We start from the raw sequence: 17,470 nt of genomic DNA, 5'->3' as shown, positions 1-17,470 counted from the left end.
ATTTATGAGCCCTATCATGGAATGGATGTAGTGTACGTTAAGCAATCTCTCTTAAGTACATGAATATGCATCAAAAAGTATATTCTGTTTAAAGTGTTCTGTTTGGCATGAAAAGCATACTCCTATTAGAGAGTGCAATTAACAAAAGTGTAAGGCAATGCACTATCTCCATGGTTTAAAAGATATTACTTTAGATGCTTTTGAAATTATAAATTGGATTAACAGCAAAGATGGGAATTTTCTTTGGATGCCTTCATATTCTTTCTAAATAAGACTGTATGCCGAGTTCATAAATAAATCAAACAGATATAACTCTTGCCCTAATCTGGCATACAAAAGCTAGAACTTCTTATAAAATTCTTAATCGTCTCAATATTTACCTCAAATACACGATTGCATTAAATCTGGATTTTGATTGACAAGTTATAGAATAAGAAAAAGCTTTATTTAGAATAAGAATGTTGTACAGTTGTCAATAAATTGGCTATGGATTGAGAGATATTCCGGATTTTTATTAATCTCTTTGCAAAACAACAACAATAATATGGCTAGCTTTATACTTACTTACTCTTACAAGAGCTCATATAAATTTCTTGTGTCATATTGATAAAAATCAAATTGACTGTGATTTTTGGGATAATTCTTAGCTCGAGAATAGAACATACGTACTATAAAAAACTTTTACGAAGCTTCAGAAATTGAAGCTCAATAGAGCCTTAAAGACTTGGATAAATAGTTTTGCCATAAAAATATTGCCTCCATCTTCCAAAATTATAAAAAAACATGTAAAAGGTTTTCTAATAGTCAGGCAAAGAATGTAAAGACTTTGCCTCAAATGAAATTTCATTAAACGAAAAGAAGAAAATTTATGCAATTGCGTAACATTGCCATCATTGCCCACGTTGACCATGGGAAAACAACGCTTGTAGACGGGCTTCTCAAGCAATCAGGAAACTTCCGTGATAATCAGCGTACAAGCGAACGTATGATGGATTCAAACGATATTGAGAAAGAACGCGGAATTACAATCCTAGCGAAAGTGACATCTGTTGTTTGGAAAGATACTCGAATTAATATTGTTGATACACCAGGTCACGCTGACTTTGGTGGAGAAGTTGAACGCATCCTCAATATGGTTGATGGAGCCATTGTACTTGTTGATGCTGCTGAAGGACCAATGCCACAAACAAAATTTGTCGTTGGCAAAGCATTGAAAATAGGATTGCGCCCTATTGTTGCTATTAATAAAATTGACCGACCGGATGCACGCGTTGATGAAGTCATTAATGAGGTTTTTGACCTTTTCGCTGCTCTTGACGCAACCGATGAACAGCTTGATTTTCCTATTCTTTATGGATCTGGACGCGATGGATGGATGGCTGAAGCCCCTGAAGGACCAAAAGATCAGGGATTAGGTCCTTTATTTGATCTTGTGACGCAGCATGTCCCTTCTCCTAGTTTAGCAGAAGGACCGTTTCGCATGATTGGAACTATTCTTGAAGCGGATCCGTTTTTGGGACGAATTATTACAGGACGGATTCATTCTGGCTCTTTAAAACCCAATCAAAATGTCAAGGTTCTTGGACAAGATGGAAAACTTTTAGAAACTGGGCGTATTTCAAAAATTTTAGCATTTCGTGGCTTAGAACGGCAACCTATTGAAGAAGGAAGTGCTGGTGATATTGTTGCGATTGCAGGTCTACAAAAAGGTACCGTTGCTGATACTTTCTGTGACCCTACTGTCAATGAACCCCTTACTGCCCAACCAATTGATCCTCCTACTGTTACTATGAGTTTTCTCGTCAACGATAGTCCCCTTGCTGGAACTGAAGGCAATAAAGTAACAAGTCGTGTCATTCGTGACCGATTGTTAAAAGAAGCAGAAGGCAATGTCGCTCTTAAAATTGAAGAATCAGCCGATAAAGATTCTTTCTACGTTTCAGGACGAGGAGAATTACAGCTTGCAGTTCTTATTGAAAATATGCGCCGTGAAGGATTTGAGCTTAGTGTTTCACGTCCACGTGTTGTTATGCAAAAAGATGAAAATGGAATAACTCTTGAGCCAATCGAAGAAGTTGTTATCGATGTTGATGAAGAATATTCCGGTATTGTTGTACAAAAAATGTCTGAACGTAAAGGCGAAATGGTGGAGTTACGTCCTTCTGGAGGTAATCGTGTCCGCCTTGTCTTTTATGCCCCAACCCGAGGACTCATTGGTTATCAATCTGAACTTTTAACGGACACACGTGGTACAGCAATTATGAATCGCCTTTTCCATGCTTATGAACCTTATAAAGGAGACATTGCTGGTCGTGTTAATGGTGTTATGATTTCAAATGACAACGGTGAATCTGTCGCTTATGCTCTTTTTAATCTTGAAGATCGTGGACCTATGATCATCGATGCGGGTGTGAAAGTCTATCAAGGTATGATTATTGGCATCCACTCACGAGATAATGACTTAGAAGTTAATGTGTTAAAAGGGAAAAAACTCACCAATATGCGCGCTTCCGGAAAAGATGAAGCCGTAAAGCTAACGCCTCCCATTAAAATGACGTTAGAACGCGCCTTATCGTGGATACAAGATGATGAGCTTGTGGAAGTAACCCCTAAAAATATTCGTCTCCGCAAACTCTATCTTGATCCTAATGAACGTAAACGTTTTGAAAAAACACGTGCATCAATTTCAAATTAATTTCATAATCTCTTTGGTAAAATATTTATAAAATATTTAATTGTATTGAGCCTCACTATATTCCAGAAAGGATGTCTCTATGAATATTAAGGAAATACCCGTAGGCAAAAATCCACCAGAAGATATTAACGTTATTGTGGAAGTCTCCCTTGGTGGGCAACCAATAAAATATGAGATGGATAAAAAGTCGGGTGCATTATTTGTTGACCGTTTTCTTCATACATCAATGGTTTATCCTGGAAATTACGGTTTTGTCCCTCATACGCTTTCAGATGATGGTGATCCTATTGATGTCCTTATCTGTAATACCCGTCCACTTATGCCTGGTTGTGTTATCAATGTTCGCCCCATCGGAGCTCTAATGATGGAAGATGATGGTGGTAAAGATGAAAAAATTATTGCCATTCCCACTACAAAATTAACAAAACGCTATATCAATATTCATGACTATACAGACCTGCCCGAGATTACACTCAAACAAATTGAACATTTCTTCAAGCATTACAAAGATCTGGAACCTGGAAAATGGGCTAAAATTGAAGGATGGGGTGATAAAAACTTTGCTCATGAATTAATTAAGCAAGCTGTTGAGCGCAATAAAAAAGTATAACGATTTTAATAAAATAAAGCCTATAAAAAATAGGCTTTGTTATTTATTTTTTCTACGAGATGTAATCTCTAAAGGATTGCCATATCTGCTTTAGCTTTTCTAAATGTGTTGAAAAGTAAAGTTGTTTGTAGCGAGATATTGCGCCGCTTTTCAGAGAAATAGAAGAAGATGGGATTTTCCACTGCTTCGCAAGAAATTTAATGAGAGCTTTATTCGCTTTTCCATCTTCAGGAACAGCCCGAAGGCGTATAACCAGATATTGTTTTTCACCATCCCTACATTCAACCCCTATTATTTTGTCAACTGATGATTTAGGAATGAGATATACAAACAAAATCAAGTTATTTTCATCAACTTGATAAAACATGTATTCGCCTCAAGTAATATTTCTATAAATACATGTTTGAGTAAACGCGCCACATGAAAGTACGAATAAAATAAATAATAATAAAAACTATAATAGGTGAAATATCAATTGTTCCAAAATTTGGTAAAATTTGCCGGATACGGCTTAGAATGGGATTTGTAAGACGATATAGAAAGCTTCCTATCAAAACAACAAAGCGATTGCGCGAATTTATGATATTAAAGACATAAAGCCAAGAAAAAATGACACTAGCGATTAAAATATCAATATAAATCTCAAAAATCAAATCAATCGTTCGAAGCAATGCATAAATCATGCGTCATCCCTTTCAATCAAGGAAACAGAAGAGCGTATAGAAAACCTTCATTAAAGCAGGTCTGTGTATCAAAAAATGGTTTTATATTTCAATACTCTTTTTTCTTGAATAAAAACCAGACATCTAAATTCTTCATCTCTCTATTTAATGACGATGCAGTTAGAAAACAAATATCAAAATTAAAAATAGCACATAAAATAGAAGAAACAGCAAAAAATCTGAATATTCCTTAATAGGATTAATCTTAAATCTCATCATTTTAATTATTAATTATAAAAAACAAACAAACTAAAAGCGGCCTTTTAAAGTCCGCTTTTAGTTTTAAAATTATTTCTGCAAAGCAGTCAAACGATTAAGAGCACTGCTAAAACCATCTAGCTGAACAAATAAATCATTCAAAGCTGGTTCACCTGCAGCAGCAATTGTCATCGCCAACTTTAACTTTTTTCCAGAACGTAAAGCTGCTACGTGATTTTTGTCAAAAACGACAGGAACCACACAACCTGCTGGTACACAAGTCCGGATACCGGTTTCGATAACAGCTTTTCCCTCATCAACTTGTAAACGAACAGGCTTAGAAACCAAAATGCCAAAAGGAACTGTTAAATTACCAGATACAACACCCTCAGCATCGAGAGTAAGGCCCATAGCCACAACAACACGCCCCTGCTCATTCACTTCTTGACGGTGCATAAAACAAATTCTTTTCCCTTCTTGTATACCACAGTTAATAGTCCACAAACCGTAGGTTTCAGTCAACGAAGAAGCTCCATTTGGCAATGTCGCTGCCGCATCTTTTGATGCAGGAGGCTTTGAACTTGTTGCAAATGCAACAGATGAAATACTCAAGAGAGTAAAAACTATAAGTAAATTAAATAACTTTTTCATTTTATATTCCTGTTCTTTACATAAAAGATAAACATGTTTATTATTTATTATAATATAAAGCATCTTAATAAAAAAAGCTTTCTCATAATCATATAGCTTTTATAATGGTCTAAGGCTACCTCGAAATTCGCTGACAACTTTCGTATAAACGTGCTTTTTAAAAGAAACAGCAATCAACGGAAGGGTTTCTAGATCAATCCATTTCCATTGATCGAATTCCGCTTTATTGCCATCTGGTGGCGGATTAATCGCAATTTCAGAAAGCTTTCCTGTAAACTGGAAAGCAAACCATTTTTGTATTTGCCCACGATATTTATTTGTTAATGTGCACCCAATAAGTTCTTGTGGAAAATCATAATGGAACCAATTTTGTGCTTCTTTAATCAACTTTACAGATCGAATACCCGTTTCTTCATAAAGTTCACGATATGCCGCATCTAATGGTTTTTCATCTTCATCAATCCCTCCTTGAGGAAGCTGCCAACGATGAGATATGTCAATATCTGCATCTGCATGAATGGGCATCATTAAACGACGCCCAACCCACACTTTCCCCTCATGATTAAAGACAACAATCCCAACACATTTGCGATATGGAAGAATCTTCAAATTAATATCTGCATCCATTTAATATTCCTCAAAATCGCAAGCTATAGATATCAATTCTCACTTTAACACATCCTTATTGGGATCTGGTGGAAATGCTGCATTTGCCATTTCACCTCGTAACAGTTTATAGGCCTCATTCAATTGAATATCATCTTTAGGGTCTTTGGGAACAAAAGCAGCTGAACCAGATCCTTTATTACTTTCTCGTTTTCCTTTGATATGTCCTTTTAATGCAGACTCACCAACTTTTACATCATAACCTTTATATTTTTCAGGAAGTGGTTGCTCTACAATAATATCAGGCGTAATCCCTGTTCCTTGAATAGAAGTGCCTGATGGCGTGTAATAAAGTGCTGTTGTTAAGCGTAAAGCCCCATTTTCACCCAAAGGAATAATTGTTTGAACAGATCCTTTACCAAAAGACTGCGTCCCTAAAATTGTTGCACGACGATGATCTTGCAATGCACCCGCAACAATTTCAGAAGCACTTGCTGAACCACCATTAATAAGAACAATGAGCGGTTTTCCATTGATGACATCACCTGGCTTCGCATCAAATCTTGTCACATCACTCTTTTTGCGCCCACGAGTTGACACAATTTCACCTTTATTGAGAAAAGCACTCGAAACATTAACAGCTTGATCTAAAAGCCCACCCGGATTAAGCCGCAAATCAAGGACGTAACCTTTTAGCTTATCTTCAGGAATTTTAGATTGGATATCTTTAATTGCCGCTAGAAGATTATTTAATGTCTGTTCAGAAAACTGGATAACTCTTAAATATCCAATATCACCCTCAACCCGATATTTCACCGCTTTTACTTTGATAATATCACGAACAATCTTCACTTCAAATGGCTTATCAACGCCAGAACGAATAATTGTTAAGGTAATTGGTGTTCCAGGAGCACCTCGCATCTTATTAACAGCTTCATTCAATGTTTGACCATTCGTTTGTACATCATCAATTTTTGAAATAAGGTCTCCTGCTAGAATACCTGCTTTTGAAGCGGGAGTATCATCCATTGGTGAAACAACTTTAATTAAGTTTTTTTCCATAGTGACCTCAATACCAAGACCTCCGAACTCTCCTTTCGTAGAATCCCGCATATCCTTGGCTTCTTCAGCATTCAAATAAGATGAATGAGGGTCCAGTGATGTGAGCATGCCATTGATAGCATTTTCAATAAGCTTTTTATCATCTGGAACTGTAACGTATTGCATACGCACACGCTCAAAAACATCGCCAAATATAGCTAGCTTTTTATATGCATTATCTTCATTATTCGCAGCAACAGACTGCACCATAATCATTGAACAGGCGCCGAGCAATACCCCAGCGACCAAAAGAATAACTTTACGAATCATTTTGGCTCCTTCTTATTTTTTCAGTCTGCCACCAAGGAGTTGGATTTACAGGTTTTCCCTGCTTTCTAAACTCAATGTAAAGCATTGGAGAAGTTTTTCCTATATCCAATGCAACACTGTTTGAAATAAATTGCATCTCCATTATACCCAGAGGCTCACCTGAAAGAACAAACTGCCCCTGTTTTACATTAATTCTCGACATTCCAGTAAGAATGATATGATAACCATTTCCAACATTGAGAATGATTAAATGTCCGTAAGAACGAAATGGCCCAGCAAAAGCAACAAAAGCATCCACAGGTGAAATAACAACAGCTCCTGACTCTGTTTCTATCGTTTCACCAAAGCGCGTAATCTGCGAACTTTTGTTAGAGTGATGTATTCTTTTTCCTGAAACAGGAAAAAGTAAAGAACCTTTTCGGCTTTCAAAATTGGACTGTTCTAACAATTGTAAACTTTTCCGTACCTGTACTGATGCATCAGAGCTAAGTTTTGACTGACGATCGAGCTCTAAAATCAATTCTTCCAAAGACTGCGCTTTTTTAGCAAGAGCAATATTTTTTTGTTGCTGTTCTGTAAGTTCTTTTTCTGATTTTTTTTGTAGTTTGTTTTTTTGGTCTAATAAAAGCTCTAGACGTTTTCGCTGCTCTGCTTGATTTTGCAGTTTTGTCTTTAATGCCGTATATTCCGTAGTAATGGAATTACTCAAATTGGTCAACTCCTTGAGTTCCCCTTTTAAATCTCGTGTTTTCTCTTGCATCTGAGGAATAACAGTACCTAATAAAACAGAACTACGTATAGAAGCCAACGCGTCCTCTGGCTGCATCATAAGAGCAGGAGGCGGATTCAATCCCATACGTTCCAAAATTGCAAGAACTTCCGCAAATTCAGCACGACGATTTTTTAAACTTTGATAGACTTGTACCCGCTTTTCTATCATTTTTTTAAGCTTTTCTTCCCTTTTAGCAATATCATCTGCTACTATACGTTCTTCTTTAGCCGCCTTTATGAGTGCATCACTCAAAACACGTTGATCTTTTTTTAAATGCTCAACTTGATGCATAAGAAAAATAACACGCTCACGCGAAAATGAAATATTTTGGCGAATTTCTCCCAATTCTTTATGTACTTCCGTACTCCTCATTTCTTCCGCATGCGATACAGAAAAGCAAAAAAACATACTCAAGAGCAGAATGACAAATATGACGCACTCCTCATATAAATATAGCATCTTTCTATGAAGAAGCTTTTTCATTTGCAAAAACCATGACACCTCATCGTATACATTAGAGATGCTTTAAATGGTGTCAGCTAAAACAATATTAATAAACATATAAATAAGTGCTAAAAATTGAACAAAAATATTAAAAACGATGATACGGATGATTATTTTCAATTGTTACAGCGCGGTAAAGTTGTTCTGTAAGAAGAATACGTGCAATTTGATGTGGCCACGTCATCAAACCAAAAGATAAAAGAAAATCAGCATGCTTCCTTATTTGTTCATTATGCCCATCAGGTCCTCCCAAAGCGATGACGACATCTCGAATGCCCTCATCACGATAACACCTCAATTTTTCAGAAAAAGAAGTTGAAGAAATCGATTCTCCACGCTCATCTAACACAATTAATCGACATTTTTCAGGTAAAAATTCAATAAGTTTTCTCCCCTCTTCCTCCATACGTTGACAAACTGTTTGAGCACGACTTTCTGGTATCTCTTGTAACTTTTTTAAATGAAAGCCCACATCTCCAGAAATTTTAGAAAAACGATCCAAATAATGCTGAACTAGTTTTTGCTCCGCCCCACTTTTCATACGACCAACCGCAAAAACAGAAATTTGCATTTTAATGATCTCCGAAGAGAAGCAAAGCCGTATCGTTTAAATCCGGCGTCATCCATATTTTTTCTAAATTATAAAAAAGACGAATTTCTGGACGAAAAAGATGAATGATAATATCACCTGTATCAATCAATACCCAGTCACCTCCAGCAAGCCCTTCTACACGCACAAGCCCCTGCCCACTATCTTTCCAAGTATGTAATAAATGATCAGCAACAGACGATACATGACGCTGCGAATTTGCTGAAGCTATGACCATATAATCAGCCAAAGATGACTTCCCTCGAATATCAATAGCAACAATATCTTCTGCTTTTGTATCTTCTAAACTCTTGAGAATAACTTCAAGACTCTCACTCACAGAAAAAACTTTTTTTTCTTTTGAAGGCATAATTTCATAAGAGTGTTTGTGTGCAACGTTTTTCAGATCAATATCCTTTCTTATCGTTGTGGAATCTAAAAGAGACTTCTCTAAAGAGAAGCAGAATCTTATGAAATGTTCAAGAAAAATCATTTTTCTTCAAACGAAGGTTTGTTGAAGATTGAAAAGATAAAGGTCCATGCAAATAAGTCCAAACTGGTGGCTTGATAAAAGGTAATCGCTTACTTTCTCTCTCATCCAAACGAAAACGGCGATAAATATGTGCCATAGGAGAAGAAAGTGCTGACCGATTGCCTAAAGGACGATCAATAATCGCAATAGGAAGCATAGAGACGATATCATGCCATCGATACCAATGATGTATCGTCGCAAAACTATCTGCCCCCATAATCCATACAAAATTTACGCCACTGTAATGGGTAAGAATATGAAAAATCGTATCTACTGATACTTTGCTCCCTATAGCCTGTTCAAAACCTGTTAAGCGAATTTTTGGATGGTCAATAAGTTTAAAACTTAATTGCATTCTCTCCTCTAAAGAGAGCAACTGTGTGCAATCCTTTAAAGGATTTCCTGGAGTGATCATCCACCATAACTGATCAAGATACAAACGCCGAATGGCAATTTTTGCAACAAGAAGATGCCCCGCATGCGGTGGATTAAAGGAACCACCAAAAAGACCCACAACATTAGATCTTTCAACATGTGGCATACAATTTTTCCATGGAAAAAATAGTGTTCTCAAGCTCTAACCTGACCATTTCCTTTAACGTGATATTGAAATGATGTTAGCTGTTCAACACCTATGGGACCACGTGCATGCATTTTTCCTGTTGCGATACCAATTTCCATTCCAAAACCAAATTCACCTCCATCAGCAAATTGTGTAGATGCATTGTGCAGCAAAATAGCTGAATCTAAATGATTAAAAAAATTCTTCACCACTTCCAAATCCTCAGCAATAATCGATTCCGTATGTCCTGATGAATAACGCTTGATATGAGCAATGGCTCCCTCAACACCCTCAACCGTTTTAACAGAAAGAATAGCATCAAGATATTCATGCGACCAATCTTCTTCAGAAGCTAATTTGACATCTGGCATAAGAAAAACAATATCTTCTGTGGCGCGAATTTCACATCCCTTCTCCTGTAAAGCAGTTAAAACAGGAAGAAACTTTTTTAATGCTTGGCTGTCAATGAGAACTGTCTCAACAGCACCGCATATCCCTGTTCGCCGCAGCTTTGCATTTAAAACAATATTGCGTGCCATATTTAAATCTGCCGATTTATCAATATAAATATGACAAAGTCCCTCCAAATGAGCAAAAATTGGAACACGTGCATCAGACTGAACGCGGGCAACAAGGCTCTTTCCACCACGTGGTACGATCACATCAATCGCTCCATCCAATCCTTTGAGCATTTCCCCAACGGCAGCACGATCTGTCGTTCCAACCATTTGGATAGCATCTTTGGGTAAACCAGAGCGCTCTAAACCTTGTACCAAAGCTAAATGAAGAGCATGAGAAGAATGAAAGCTATCCGAACCACCGCGCAAAATCGCAGCATTACCTGCTTTTAAGCACAAAGAACTCGCATCAACTGTAACATTGGGACGACTTTCATAAATAATGCCAATCACACCAAGAGGTGTTCGTACACGACTTATATGAAGCCCATTTGGACGCGTCCATTCATCCATCACTTGTCCAACAGGATCAGATAAACGAGCAACTTGGCGAACACTGTCTATCATTGCACGTAAACGCAAGTCATCTAATTTTAGCCGATCAATTATTGCAGCTTTCAAATTATTCTGAGCAGCATTCTCTAAATCTTGACAATTCGCCCGTAAAATTTCATCTGACTGAGCCTCTAGACTTAAAGCGATCATTTCTAATGCATTATTCTTTTGCTCAGAAGAAGCAACGGCCAACGCTGCAGCGGCATAGCGTGCTTTTTGTCCCATATCTTTCATTTGTTCTTCTAAAGTCATCGTATTATCCACTCTGCGAAAACAATAAAAACAAAAGTAACTTTTTTAAACAGAATTGATCAAGCAACGTACAATCATATCATTACGATGCACCATAGCAGAGCGGGCCTCATACCCAAGAATAGCTTCAATTTCTTCACTTTTATGTCCTATAATGCGTACAGCCTCATCTTTGTCATAGCTTACAAGTCCACGCGCAATCTCAACCCCATCTGTACCAACAATTGCAACCGTATCCCCACGCTGGAAATTTCCCTCAACGCCAATAACCCCTGCTGCTAATAACGATTTTCCTGTTTCAAGAGCCCTAATGGCTCCTTGATCAATCGTCAAAACACCAGATGGATCTAAATGACCAGAAATCCATGTTTTCCAAGCATTGACAGATTTCTTACTTGCCGCAAAAAAACTCTTGCGTTCACCTTTGTCAATTGCTGCAAGGGGATTCATACGCTTGCCTGAAGTAATAATCATCGCCGTTCCAGCAGCATTAGCTATCTTTCCAGCATCAAGCTTGGTCTTCATTCCTCCCCTTGAAAACTCTGAAGCAGCAACATCTGCCATTTTTTCGATATCATGCGTAATGGATGCAACAAAAGGTATAAATTCAGCCGTTGGATCACCATGGGGAGACTTTGTATAAAGACCATCAATATCAGATAAAAGTATTAAAAGATCTGCCCCCATCATTGTTGCCACACGTGCAGCTAAACGATCATTATCACCATAACGAATTTCATTTGTCGCAACAGTATCATTCTCATTAATAACAGGTACTGCTCTAAAACGTAAAAGTACATTAATCGTCGCACGTGCATTGAGATAACGCCTTCGCTCTTCCGTATCAAATAAAGTGAGCAAAATTTGACCCGTTTTGAGCCCATGTTGAGCAAGCGCATCACCATAGGTTTTAGCTAACTCAATTTGCCCCAAAGCAGCACATGCCTGACTTTCTTCCAATTTCAAAGCCCCCTTAGGAAGCTGTAGCAATGTCCTTCCTAAAGCAATAGCGCCTGAAGACACCAACAATATCTCTACGCCTTTTTTGTGCAATTCAACAACATCACTAATCAAGCTGTTAAGCCATTCAACCCGCAAACCTGTCTGAGGATCAACCAAAAGGGCAGATCCAATCTTGACCACAATACGTTTATAGTGTGTAAGTTTTTGCGATCCAACAGCCATCTCAATCAACCTTGCTATCCCCACTAATCTCCTCTTTGCGTGACATTTCAATAATATGTGCACCAGCACGCAGCACATTTTCTAAACCTTCGCGGCTAACCGCAGAAAACATCATAACAGGTTGATCCGTTACTTTTTGCAAAGCTTCCTGTTTTGTTTTACGCTCTTCAATCGTTAGCGTATCTATCTGGCTTAAAGCAACAATTTCAGTTTTATCACTTAGATTATTTCCATATGCCTCAAGTTCATGACGCACAATTTGATATGCTTTTGCAACATCTTCTTCTTGAGCAGAAATCAAATGAAGGAGGACACGACAACGTTCCACATGTCCTAAAAAACGGTCTCCAATTCCCACCCCTTCATGGGCTCCTTCGATTAACCCCGGAATATCAGCCAAAACAAATTCACGACCATCAATTCGTAAAACACCAAGATGAGGATGTAGAGTAGTAAAAGGATAATCTGCAACTTTTGGCTTTGCCGCCGTTACAGAAGCTAAAAAAGTTGATTTTCCGGCATTTGGTAAACCAACAAGCCCCGCATCAGCAATTAACTTCAAACGAAGCCATATTGCACGCTCTTCTCCAGCCAAACCTGGATTTGCACGACGCGGTGCCCGATTTGTCGATGTTGTAAAGTGAAGATTGCCAAAACCGCCATTCCCTCCTTTTGCAAGGCGATAGCGCTGTCCCACTTCCGTTAAATCACATATTAACGTTGTATTATCTTCTTCAAAAATTTGCGTCCCAACCGGAACTTTAAGGATGACATCATCACCCTTCTCACCCGTCATATTACGCCCCTTGCCATGTCCCCCTGTTTTTGCTTTAAAATGCTGTTGGTAGCGATAATCAATCAGCGTGTTAAGCCCATCAACAACAAGAGCCCAGACATCACCACCCCGTCCTCCATTCCCTCCATCAGGCCCCCCAAATTCTATGAATTTTTCACGGCGAAATGATACTGCTCCAGAACCTCCATTACCAGAACGAATATAAACTTTAGCTTGATCAAGAAATTTCATTGGAAACACTCACTGAGGAATCAATCTCTCTACCTCTATAGGCAATACATTAATTTTACCAGTTTTTCATCATTGATAACAGAAAAACTGTCGCTATCGCTGATAACTCTTTGAGAAAAAAATCATCACATTTAAATAGGTTAAGTAAAGTTAAGTCTTCTTAAAAGAAGGTGCTATTCTTGTATTTTTTCCCTTAAATTCAAGCGCTAGAAGATAAAGCTCTACTGATTCTGATCGGCTTGCGGGTGGTTTAACATGGTAGACTTTTTTAAAATGCTGTTTTAATCTTGCAAGAAGAGTGTTTTCTGCTCCCCCTTGAAAAGCCTTTACTAAAAAATATCCCCCAGGCTTGAGAACCGAAAGAGCAAAATCAGCCGCAACTTCACATAAATAAATCGTTCTTAAATGATCCGTCTGACGATGACCTGTTGTTGGCGCTGCCATATCAGAAAGAACCACATCCGGTTTTGTCCCTAAAGTTTCAATTAATTTCTGCTGTGCATCTGTATGCAAAAAATCCATTTCCAACATGGCAACTCTAGGTAATGGATCAACATGTAAATAATCAATACCAACAACGCTAGGATCTTCATCACTTGACCCTACTATACGCTCAGCCACCTGACACCAACCCCCAGGTGCTGCTCCTAGATCAATAACCTTTTGACCTTTTTTCAAAAACCTATAGCGCTCATTAATTTCAATGAGTTTATAAGCCGCACGCGAACGATAACCATCTACTTTTGATTGATGGACATAAGGATCATTCAGATGCCTCTCTAACCATCGTCGTGATGAAGCTTTAATGGTTCCTGCTTTCTTTTTTACGCGCTGATATAATTCATGTGACCCTGAGCCTCCATAGCCACCTCTCGGTGTTTTTGTTATTTTTTTCATCGTTATTCATTGTCTCCATATTTAATTCTCTAACGCTTGAAATCTCTGCTCTTTCTATGACGACACCATACTCCATCGCGTAACATCAGCTCTATCAAAATTCCTTCCCTTAATCCACGATCAGCAACTCTTAAACGCTGACTTGGCCAAACTTCCCGAATAACATCTAAAATTGCACAACCAGCTAAAACTAAATCTGCTCTCTCGCGTCCAATAAAAGGACTTATGACACGTTTTTCTATATCCCATGATAATAGGCGTTGTGTCATAAGTGTAATGTCTGCATCATTCATCCAAATGCCATCCACTTTTTTCCTATCATAACGCTCTAAATTAAGATACATTCCTGCTAAAGTTGTAACCGTACCGGAGGTTCCCAAAAGATGAAACTTCGAACCTTGTGCTAACTCTCCTAATTTATGACGATCTGAAAAATTATTTAATAACCCTCGCACATAACTTTTCATTTTTTCAAAATCGTCTAAGCTAATATCATTCCCTCCAAAACGTTCAGCAAGCGTAACAACACCAACAGGAAGAGAAGTCCAAGCGATAATTTGTCGAGCTAAACGAAAAGAACGCTTTTGAGAAACATCAAGTAGCACAATTTCTGATGATCCTCCTCCAATATCAAAAAGCACAATTGCGTCAGTATTTGGTTCAACAAGTGTACTACACCCTGTAACAGCAAAACGCGCTTCTGTTTGCCGATCAACAATTTCCAATTCAAGACCTGTCTCCTCCAAAACACGCTGAATAAAATGTCTACCATTTTCTGCAGAACGACAAGCTTCCGTTGCAATCAAGCGATAACGCTTAATATGCCTTTGTTTTAGCTTTAAATGACAAATCTTTAATGCTTCAATCGCACGATCCATAGCTTGTGTATTAAGAAAACCGTTATTTATTAAACCTTCTCCCAATCGTACAATACGAGAAAAAGCATCAACAACACGAAAATATCCAGGTTTACTGGGAGATGCGATAAGAAGACGACAATTATTTGTTCCGAGATCAAGTGCCGCATAAAGAGGTGGAGATTTTACTGAATGGAACCGTCGAAGAAAAGGTGCTTTGAGTTTTTTTGTTTTTTGAGCACCTATCATTATCTGACTATGAAACTCAAAAGCTGCCTCAGATTGAACAAAAATCTGTTTCTGTTCATAATGTTTTTTTCTCTGTTGTCTCTTTATATCAACAAGGACAGAATATGCCTCTGTTCGTGACAATGCAGAATGATTATTTGTATTACTACCGCACTGATCATACAACTGATCTGCTTTGGTATCGTATATTTCTCCTCGCTTCAACTCTTTTGAACCATAATTTAACGGGGTCATTTCCCTTATCCCTTGAGCGTTCCCCCCAATAAATAAACGCGAAAACTCTTCTGCTCATTTCTAAATAAAGCAATAATGCAGCATCAAATGATAAATACAAGAAATCACTCTTTCTTTTCCTATCATTAAAATTTTCTACACTAGCATCATTCAGATTTTTGTATAATCTTTCGGTTGTTTCCGTAAAATCATGTTTCTCTTTATGAACTTAAAACTATAAATTAATCGTTTACGTTCACATCAATTTTTATAAATTATGCTCTTTTCTTTATACCATTTACACGGAGCACACCTCTATTGTAACAAACCTACACTATCATACTATTTGCTGACTCTTAAGGTTACAACAACCTATACATTAGTACGGTTTATAAGAAAAATTTTTTTAATCTCGTTATCCACACACGAGCCTCGTTTGTTATATGCAATGAAATAGCTTTGATTATGCTGAAATAAAAGTTCTGTAGTACCACAAACTGCAATTACAATAGCTGTTATTTTGTGAATACCAATAAAAACTATCGTTCAAAAAAATCTCTAGAATTATAAATTTATCTGAAAAATATTAATGCATAATCAGACCGCTTTAAAAATCCATTTGAAGCTTAAAAAAAGAATTTAGCCTACTCATTATTGTAAGGAATAAATCGAGTATTTCTAATCTTTTTTACTTTTAATAACTAACGAAATCATTCTTTAAGCATTATGGAAAACACTAACTTGATTTTCTATTACATATAAAGAACTTACTGTAACTTTATATTCATAAAACTCTCACTCTTTCCAACAAATCACCTCGATATCATATTATATAAAACTTCTTACTTATTTGACCTTATAATTTACACTCAGAAATATAATACAACAATTTATGGAAAAATGACTCTTGTTAAAAATACTCGATGGATTCTAAGGACGGAAAGAATTAAGTGCTGCATTTAACCCTTTAAATGGTACAGTAAAAGAAAATACCTTACCTTCTTTAGTTTTATAGGAAATACGTACCTTATTGTTCTGCTCTATTTGTTTAGTCAAAACCGGACCTACAGGTGATTGTGCCAAACAAACCGTTTCATTACATTGCGTATAATTAATAAGAACAGGTTTTTTAACACCTTTTACAAACATTTGAATCGGAACATTTATATCAGAATTTGGCAATGTTCGAAAAAGCATCACTGCTTGACCACTTGTCGTAGAAACAAGAGACCAACTAAAAATGGTATTTCCTTCTTGATCATGAACCGTCTGTGTCACATTACATATACCTTGCTTATGTTTCAGCTTTTGTTTTTCGTCACAAATCAAAGTCCAATCATAAAACTGCATAATAATTCGACGTGTTTCGCCAGGTTCTCCCTTAGGTATCGATAAGCGCGGTGGATGCACTGTATAAATATTATTGTTCTCGTTGGCAAAGCTTTCGCTCTTGCCTATTAAGGCAAGAGCAAACAGAACCTTTACTAACATACTTCTCGTTTTTACAATAACAGCTATTTTTTCTATTATCATCTCAACCTCAGAGTAATTCCAGCGCCTATTCCCCAATGACCTCCAGCACTTGTCACAGATACATTCGAGCGAATATTTCCATCTTCAGATGTATAACCAGCACCAATAGCAAATGCAGATTGACTGCGCCATAAACCACTCCCAAATGAAACACTTAAAGATCCTGGTATATCATAGTAACGTAAGTTGGACACCGCTAGACCAATAGCAGCAGCTTGTCTTGCTTCCTTGCGAACATCCTCAATAGCATAATTCAATGTCTCAAACTTCATATCCGTATAGGATTTCGACTCGTTAACAGCATCATTGACAAGACCACTAACTTTCTCATCCGTATACTTATTGGCATCTTCAAGAACTATCTTCATCTGCTCTTCAGTATAATCATGCAACTGACCACCATTAACAGCTTGCTGAGAACCTGTTTCAATC

18 protein-coding genes are annotated in these 17,470 nt (G+C 37.4%); 2 read left to right on the top strand and 16 right to left on the bottom strand.

Annotated features, from left to right (window positions below):
- Positions 1 to 868 precede the first annotated feature (868 nt).
- On the top strand, positions 869 to 2,695 hold the full coding sequence (typA, locus tag ACFIME_RS00725; protein WP_375684354.1) for a translational GTPase TypA: 1,827 nt from the start codon (positions 869 to 871) through the stop codon (positions 2,693 to 2,695).
- Between the two features lie 79 nt (positions 2,696 to 2,774).
- A complete protein-coding gene (ppa, locus tag ACFIME_RS00720) occupies positions 2,775 to 3,305 on the top strand; it encodes an inorganic diphosphatase (RefSeq protein ID WP_375661939.1) in 531 nt (176 codons plus the stop codon).
- Between the two features lie 52 nt (positions 3,306 to 3,357).
- On the opposite strand, the gene ACFIME_RS00715 is transcribed toward ppa, so the two are convergent.
- From ACFIME_RS00715 to ACFIME_RS00640, 16 genes are all read right to left on the bottom strand, one after another.
- On the bottom strand, positions 3,358 to 3,672 hold the full coding sequence (locus tag ACFIME_RS00715; RefSeq protein WP_375684353.1) for a DUF167 domain-containing protein: 315 nt from the start codon (positions 3,670 to 3,672) through the stop codon (positions 3,358 to 3,360).
- Positions 3,673 to 3,694: 22 nt separating this feature from the next.
- Entirely contained in the window at positions 3,695 to 3,988 is a 294-nt protein-coding gene (locus ACFIME_RS00710; protein ID WP_375684352.1) for a YggT family protein, read from the bottom strand.
- Positions 3,989 to 4,315: 327 nt separating this feature from the next.
- Positions 4,316 to 4,876 carry an invasion associated locus B family protein gene (locus tag ACFIME_RS00705; RefSeq protein WP_375633907.1) on the bottom strand — a complete coding sequence of 187 codons (561 nt, stop codon included), beginning with the start codon at positions 4,874 to 4,876 and terminating at the stop codon, positions 4,316 to 4,318.
- Between the two features lie 99 nt (positions 4,877 to 4,975).
- On the bottom strand, positions 4,976 to 5,503 hold the full coding sequence (locus ACFIME_RS00700; protein WP_375611860.1) for an RNA pyrophosphohydrolase: 528 nt from the start codon (positions 5,501 to 5,503) through the stop codon (positions 4,976 to 4,978).
- 39 nt (positions 5,504 to 5,542) lie between these two features.
- The gene (locus ACFIME_RS00695) at positions 5,543 to 6,853 is read right to left on the bottom strand and encodes a S41 family peptidase (RefSeq protein ID WP_273790634.1); all 1,311 of its coding nucleotides are present in this window, start codon (positions 6,851 to 6,853) and stop codon (positions 5,543 to 5,545) included.
- Entirely contained in the window at positions 6,843 to 8,084 is a 1,242-nt protein-coding gene (locus ACFIME_RS00690; RefSeq protein ID WP_375661952.1) for a murein hydrolase activator EnvC family protein, read from the bottom strand. The genes ACFIME_RS00695 and ACFIME_RS00690 overlap by 11 nt, the downstream gene beginning before the upstream one ends.
- 133 nt (positions 8,085 to 8,217) lie before the next feature.
- Positions 8,218 to 8,700 carry a 23S rRNA (pseudouridine(1915)-N(3))-methyltransferase RlmH gene (gene rlmH, locus ACFIME_RS00685; protein ID WP_375661941.1) on the bottom strand — a complete coding sequence of 161 codons (483 nt, stop codon included), beginning with the start codon at positions 8,698 to 8,700 and terminating at the stop codon, positions 8,218 to 8,220.
- 1 nt (position 8,701) lies between these two features.
- On the bottom strand, positions 8,702 to 9,088 hold the full coding sequence (gene rsfS / locus ACFIME_RS00680; protein ID WP_375661942.1) for a ribosome silencing factor: 387 nt from the start codon (positions 9,086 to 9,088) through the stop codon (positions 8,702 to 8,704).
- A gap of 109 nt (positions 9,089 to 9,197) precedes the next feature.
- A complete protein-coding gene (locus ACFIME_RS00675; protein ID WP_375661943.1) occupies positions 9,198 to 9,791 on the bottom strand; it encodes a nicotinate-nucleotide adenylyltransferase in 594 nt (197 codons plus the stop codon).
- A 29-nt stretch (positions 9,792 to 9,820) separates the two neighbouring features.
- Positions 9,821 to 11,077 carry a glutamate-5-semialdehyde dehydrogenase gene (locus ACFIME_RS00670; protein WP_375661944.1) on the bottom strand — a complete coding sequence of 419 codons (1,257 nt, stop codon included), beginning with the start codon at positions 11,075 to 11,077 and terminating at the stop codon, positions 9,821 to 9,823.
- A 45-nt stretch (positions 11,078 to 11,122) separates the two neighbouring features.
- Positions 11,123 to 12,262, bottom strand: coding sequence for a glutamate 5-kinase (gene proB / locus ACFIME_RS00665; RefSeq protein WP_375661945.1), 1,140 nt, complete (start codon positions 12,260 to 12,262; stop codon positions 11,123 to 11,125).
- Between the two features lies 1 nt (position 12,263).
- Positions 12,264 to 13,289 carry a GTPase ObgE gene (gene obgE / locus ACFIME_RS00660; protein WP_375684351.1) on the bottom strand — a complete coding sequence of 342 codons (1,026 nt, stop codon included), beginning with the start codon at positions 13,287 to 13,289 and terminating at the stop codon, positions 12,264 to 12,266.
- A gap of 150 nt (positions 13,290 to 13,439) precedes the next feature.
- Positions 13,440 to 14,186 (bottom strand): RlmE family RNA methyltransferase, encoded by a 747-nt coding sequence (locus ACFIME_RS00655; protein WP_375634604.1) that lies wholly within the window; start codon positions 14,184 to 14,186, stop codon positions 13,440 to 13,442.
- A gap of 29 nt (positions 14,187 to 14,215) precedes the next feature.
- A complete protein-coding gene (locus ACFIME_RS00650; protein ID WP_375661947.1) occupies positions 14,216 to 15,526 on the bottom strand; it encodes a Ppx/GppA phosphatase family protein in 1,311 nt (436 codons plus the stop codon).
- Between the two features lie 909 nt (positions 15,527 to 16,435).
- Positions 16,436 to 17,038 carry an invasion associated locus B family protein gene (locus tag ACFIME_RS00645; protein ID WP_375661948.1) on the bottom strand — a complete coding sequence of 201 codons (603 nt, stop codon included), beginning with the start codon at positions 17,036 to 17,038 and terminating at the stop codon, positions 16,436 to 16,438.
- Positions 17,035 to 17,470: YadA-like family protein (locus ACFIME_RS00640; protein WP_375684350.1), on the bottom strand; the 436-nt coding region annotated here is incomplete at its 5' end. The genes ACFIME_RS00645 and ACFIME_RS00640, both read right to left, overlap by 4 nt.

Origin of the sequence: Bartonella sp. AP1QHHD, assembly GCF_042196265.1 — a bacterium.
Taxonomy (GTDB): domain Bacteria; phylum Pseudomonadota; class Alphaproteobacteria; order Rhizobiales; family Rhizobiaceae; genus Bartonella.
Note: the sequence above shows the minus strand (reverse complement) of the source record. Positions and strands in the feature narration are given on the sequence as shown.

Coding starts and splice junctions, on each gene's coding strand:
- typA (WP_375684354.1), top strand. CDS start 869: ATGCAATTGCGTAACATTGCCATCATTGCCCACGTTGACCATGGGAAA.
- ppa (WP_375661939.1), top strand. CDS start 2,775: ATGAATATTAAGGAAATACCCGTAGGCAAAAATCCACCAGAAGATATT.
- ACFIME_RS00715 (WP_375684353.1), bottom strand. CDS start 3,672: ATGTTTTATCAAGTTGATGAAAATAACTTGATTTTGTTTGTATATCTC.
- ACFIME_RS00710 (WP_375684352.1), bottom strand. CDS start 3,988: ATGATTTATGCATTGCTTCGAACGATTGATTTGATTTTTGAGATTTAT.
- ACFIME_RS00705 (WP_375633907.1), bottom strand. CDS start 4,876: ATGAAAAAGTTATTTAATTTACTTATAGTTTTTACTCTCTTGAGTATT.
- ACFIME_RS00700 (WP_375611860.1), bottom strand. CDS start 5,503: ATGGATGCAGATATTAATTTGAAGATTCTTCCATATCGCAAATGTGTT.
- ACFIME_RS00695 (WP_273790634.1), bottom strand. CDS start 6,853: ATGATTCGTAAAGTTATTCTTTTGGTCGCTGGGGTATTGCTCGGCGCC.
- ACFIME_RS00690 (WP_375661952.1), bottom strand. CDS start 8,084: ATGCTATATTTATATGAGGAGTGCGTCATATTTGTCATTCTGCTCTTG.
- rlmH (WP_375661941.1), bottom strand. CDS start 8,700: ATGCAAATTTCTGTTTTTGCGGTTGGTCGTATGAAAAGTGGGGCGGAG.
- rsfS (WP_375661942.1), bottom strand. CDS start 9,088: ATGCCTTCAAAAGAAAAAAAAGTTTTTTCTGTGAGTGAGAGTCTTGAA.
- ACFIME_RS00675 (WP_375661943.1), bottom strand. CDS start 9,791: ATGCCACATGTTGAAAGATCTAATGTTGTGGGTCTTTTTGGTGGTTCC.
- ACFIME_RS00670 (WP_375661944.1), bottom strand. CDS start 11,077: ATGACTTTAGAAGAACAAATGAAAGATATGGGACAAAAAGCACGCTAT.
- proB (WP_375661945.1), bottom strand. CDS start 12,262: ATGGCTGTTGGATCGCAAAAACTTACACACTATAAACGTATTGTGGTC.
- obgE (WP_375684351.1), bottom strand. CDS start 13,289: ATGAAATTTCTTGATCAAGCTAAAGTTTATATTCGTTCTGGTAATGGA.
- ACFIME_RS00655 (WP_375634604.1), bottom strand. CDS start 14,186: ATGAAAAAAATAACAAAAACACCGAGAGGTGGCTATGGAGGCTCAGGG.
- ACFIME_RS00650 (WP_375661947.1), bottom strand. CDS start 15,526: ATGACCCCGTTAAATTATGGTTCAAAAGAGTTGAAGCGAGGAGAAATA.
- ACFIME_RS00645 (WP_375661948.1), bottom strand. CDS start 17,038: ATGATAATAGAAAAAATAGCTGTTATTGTAAAAACGAGAAGTATGTTA.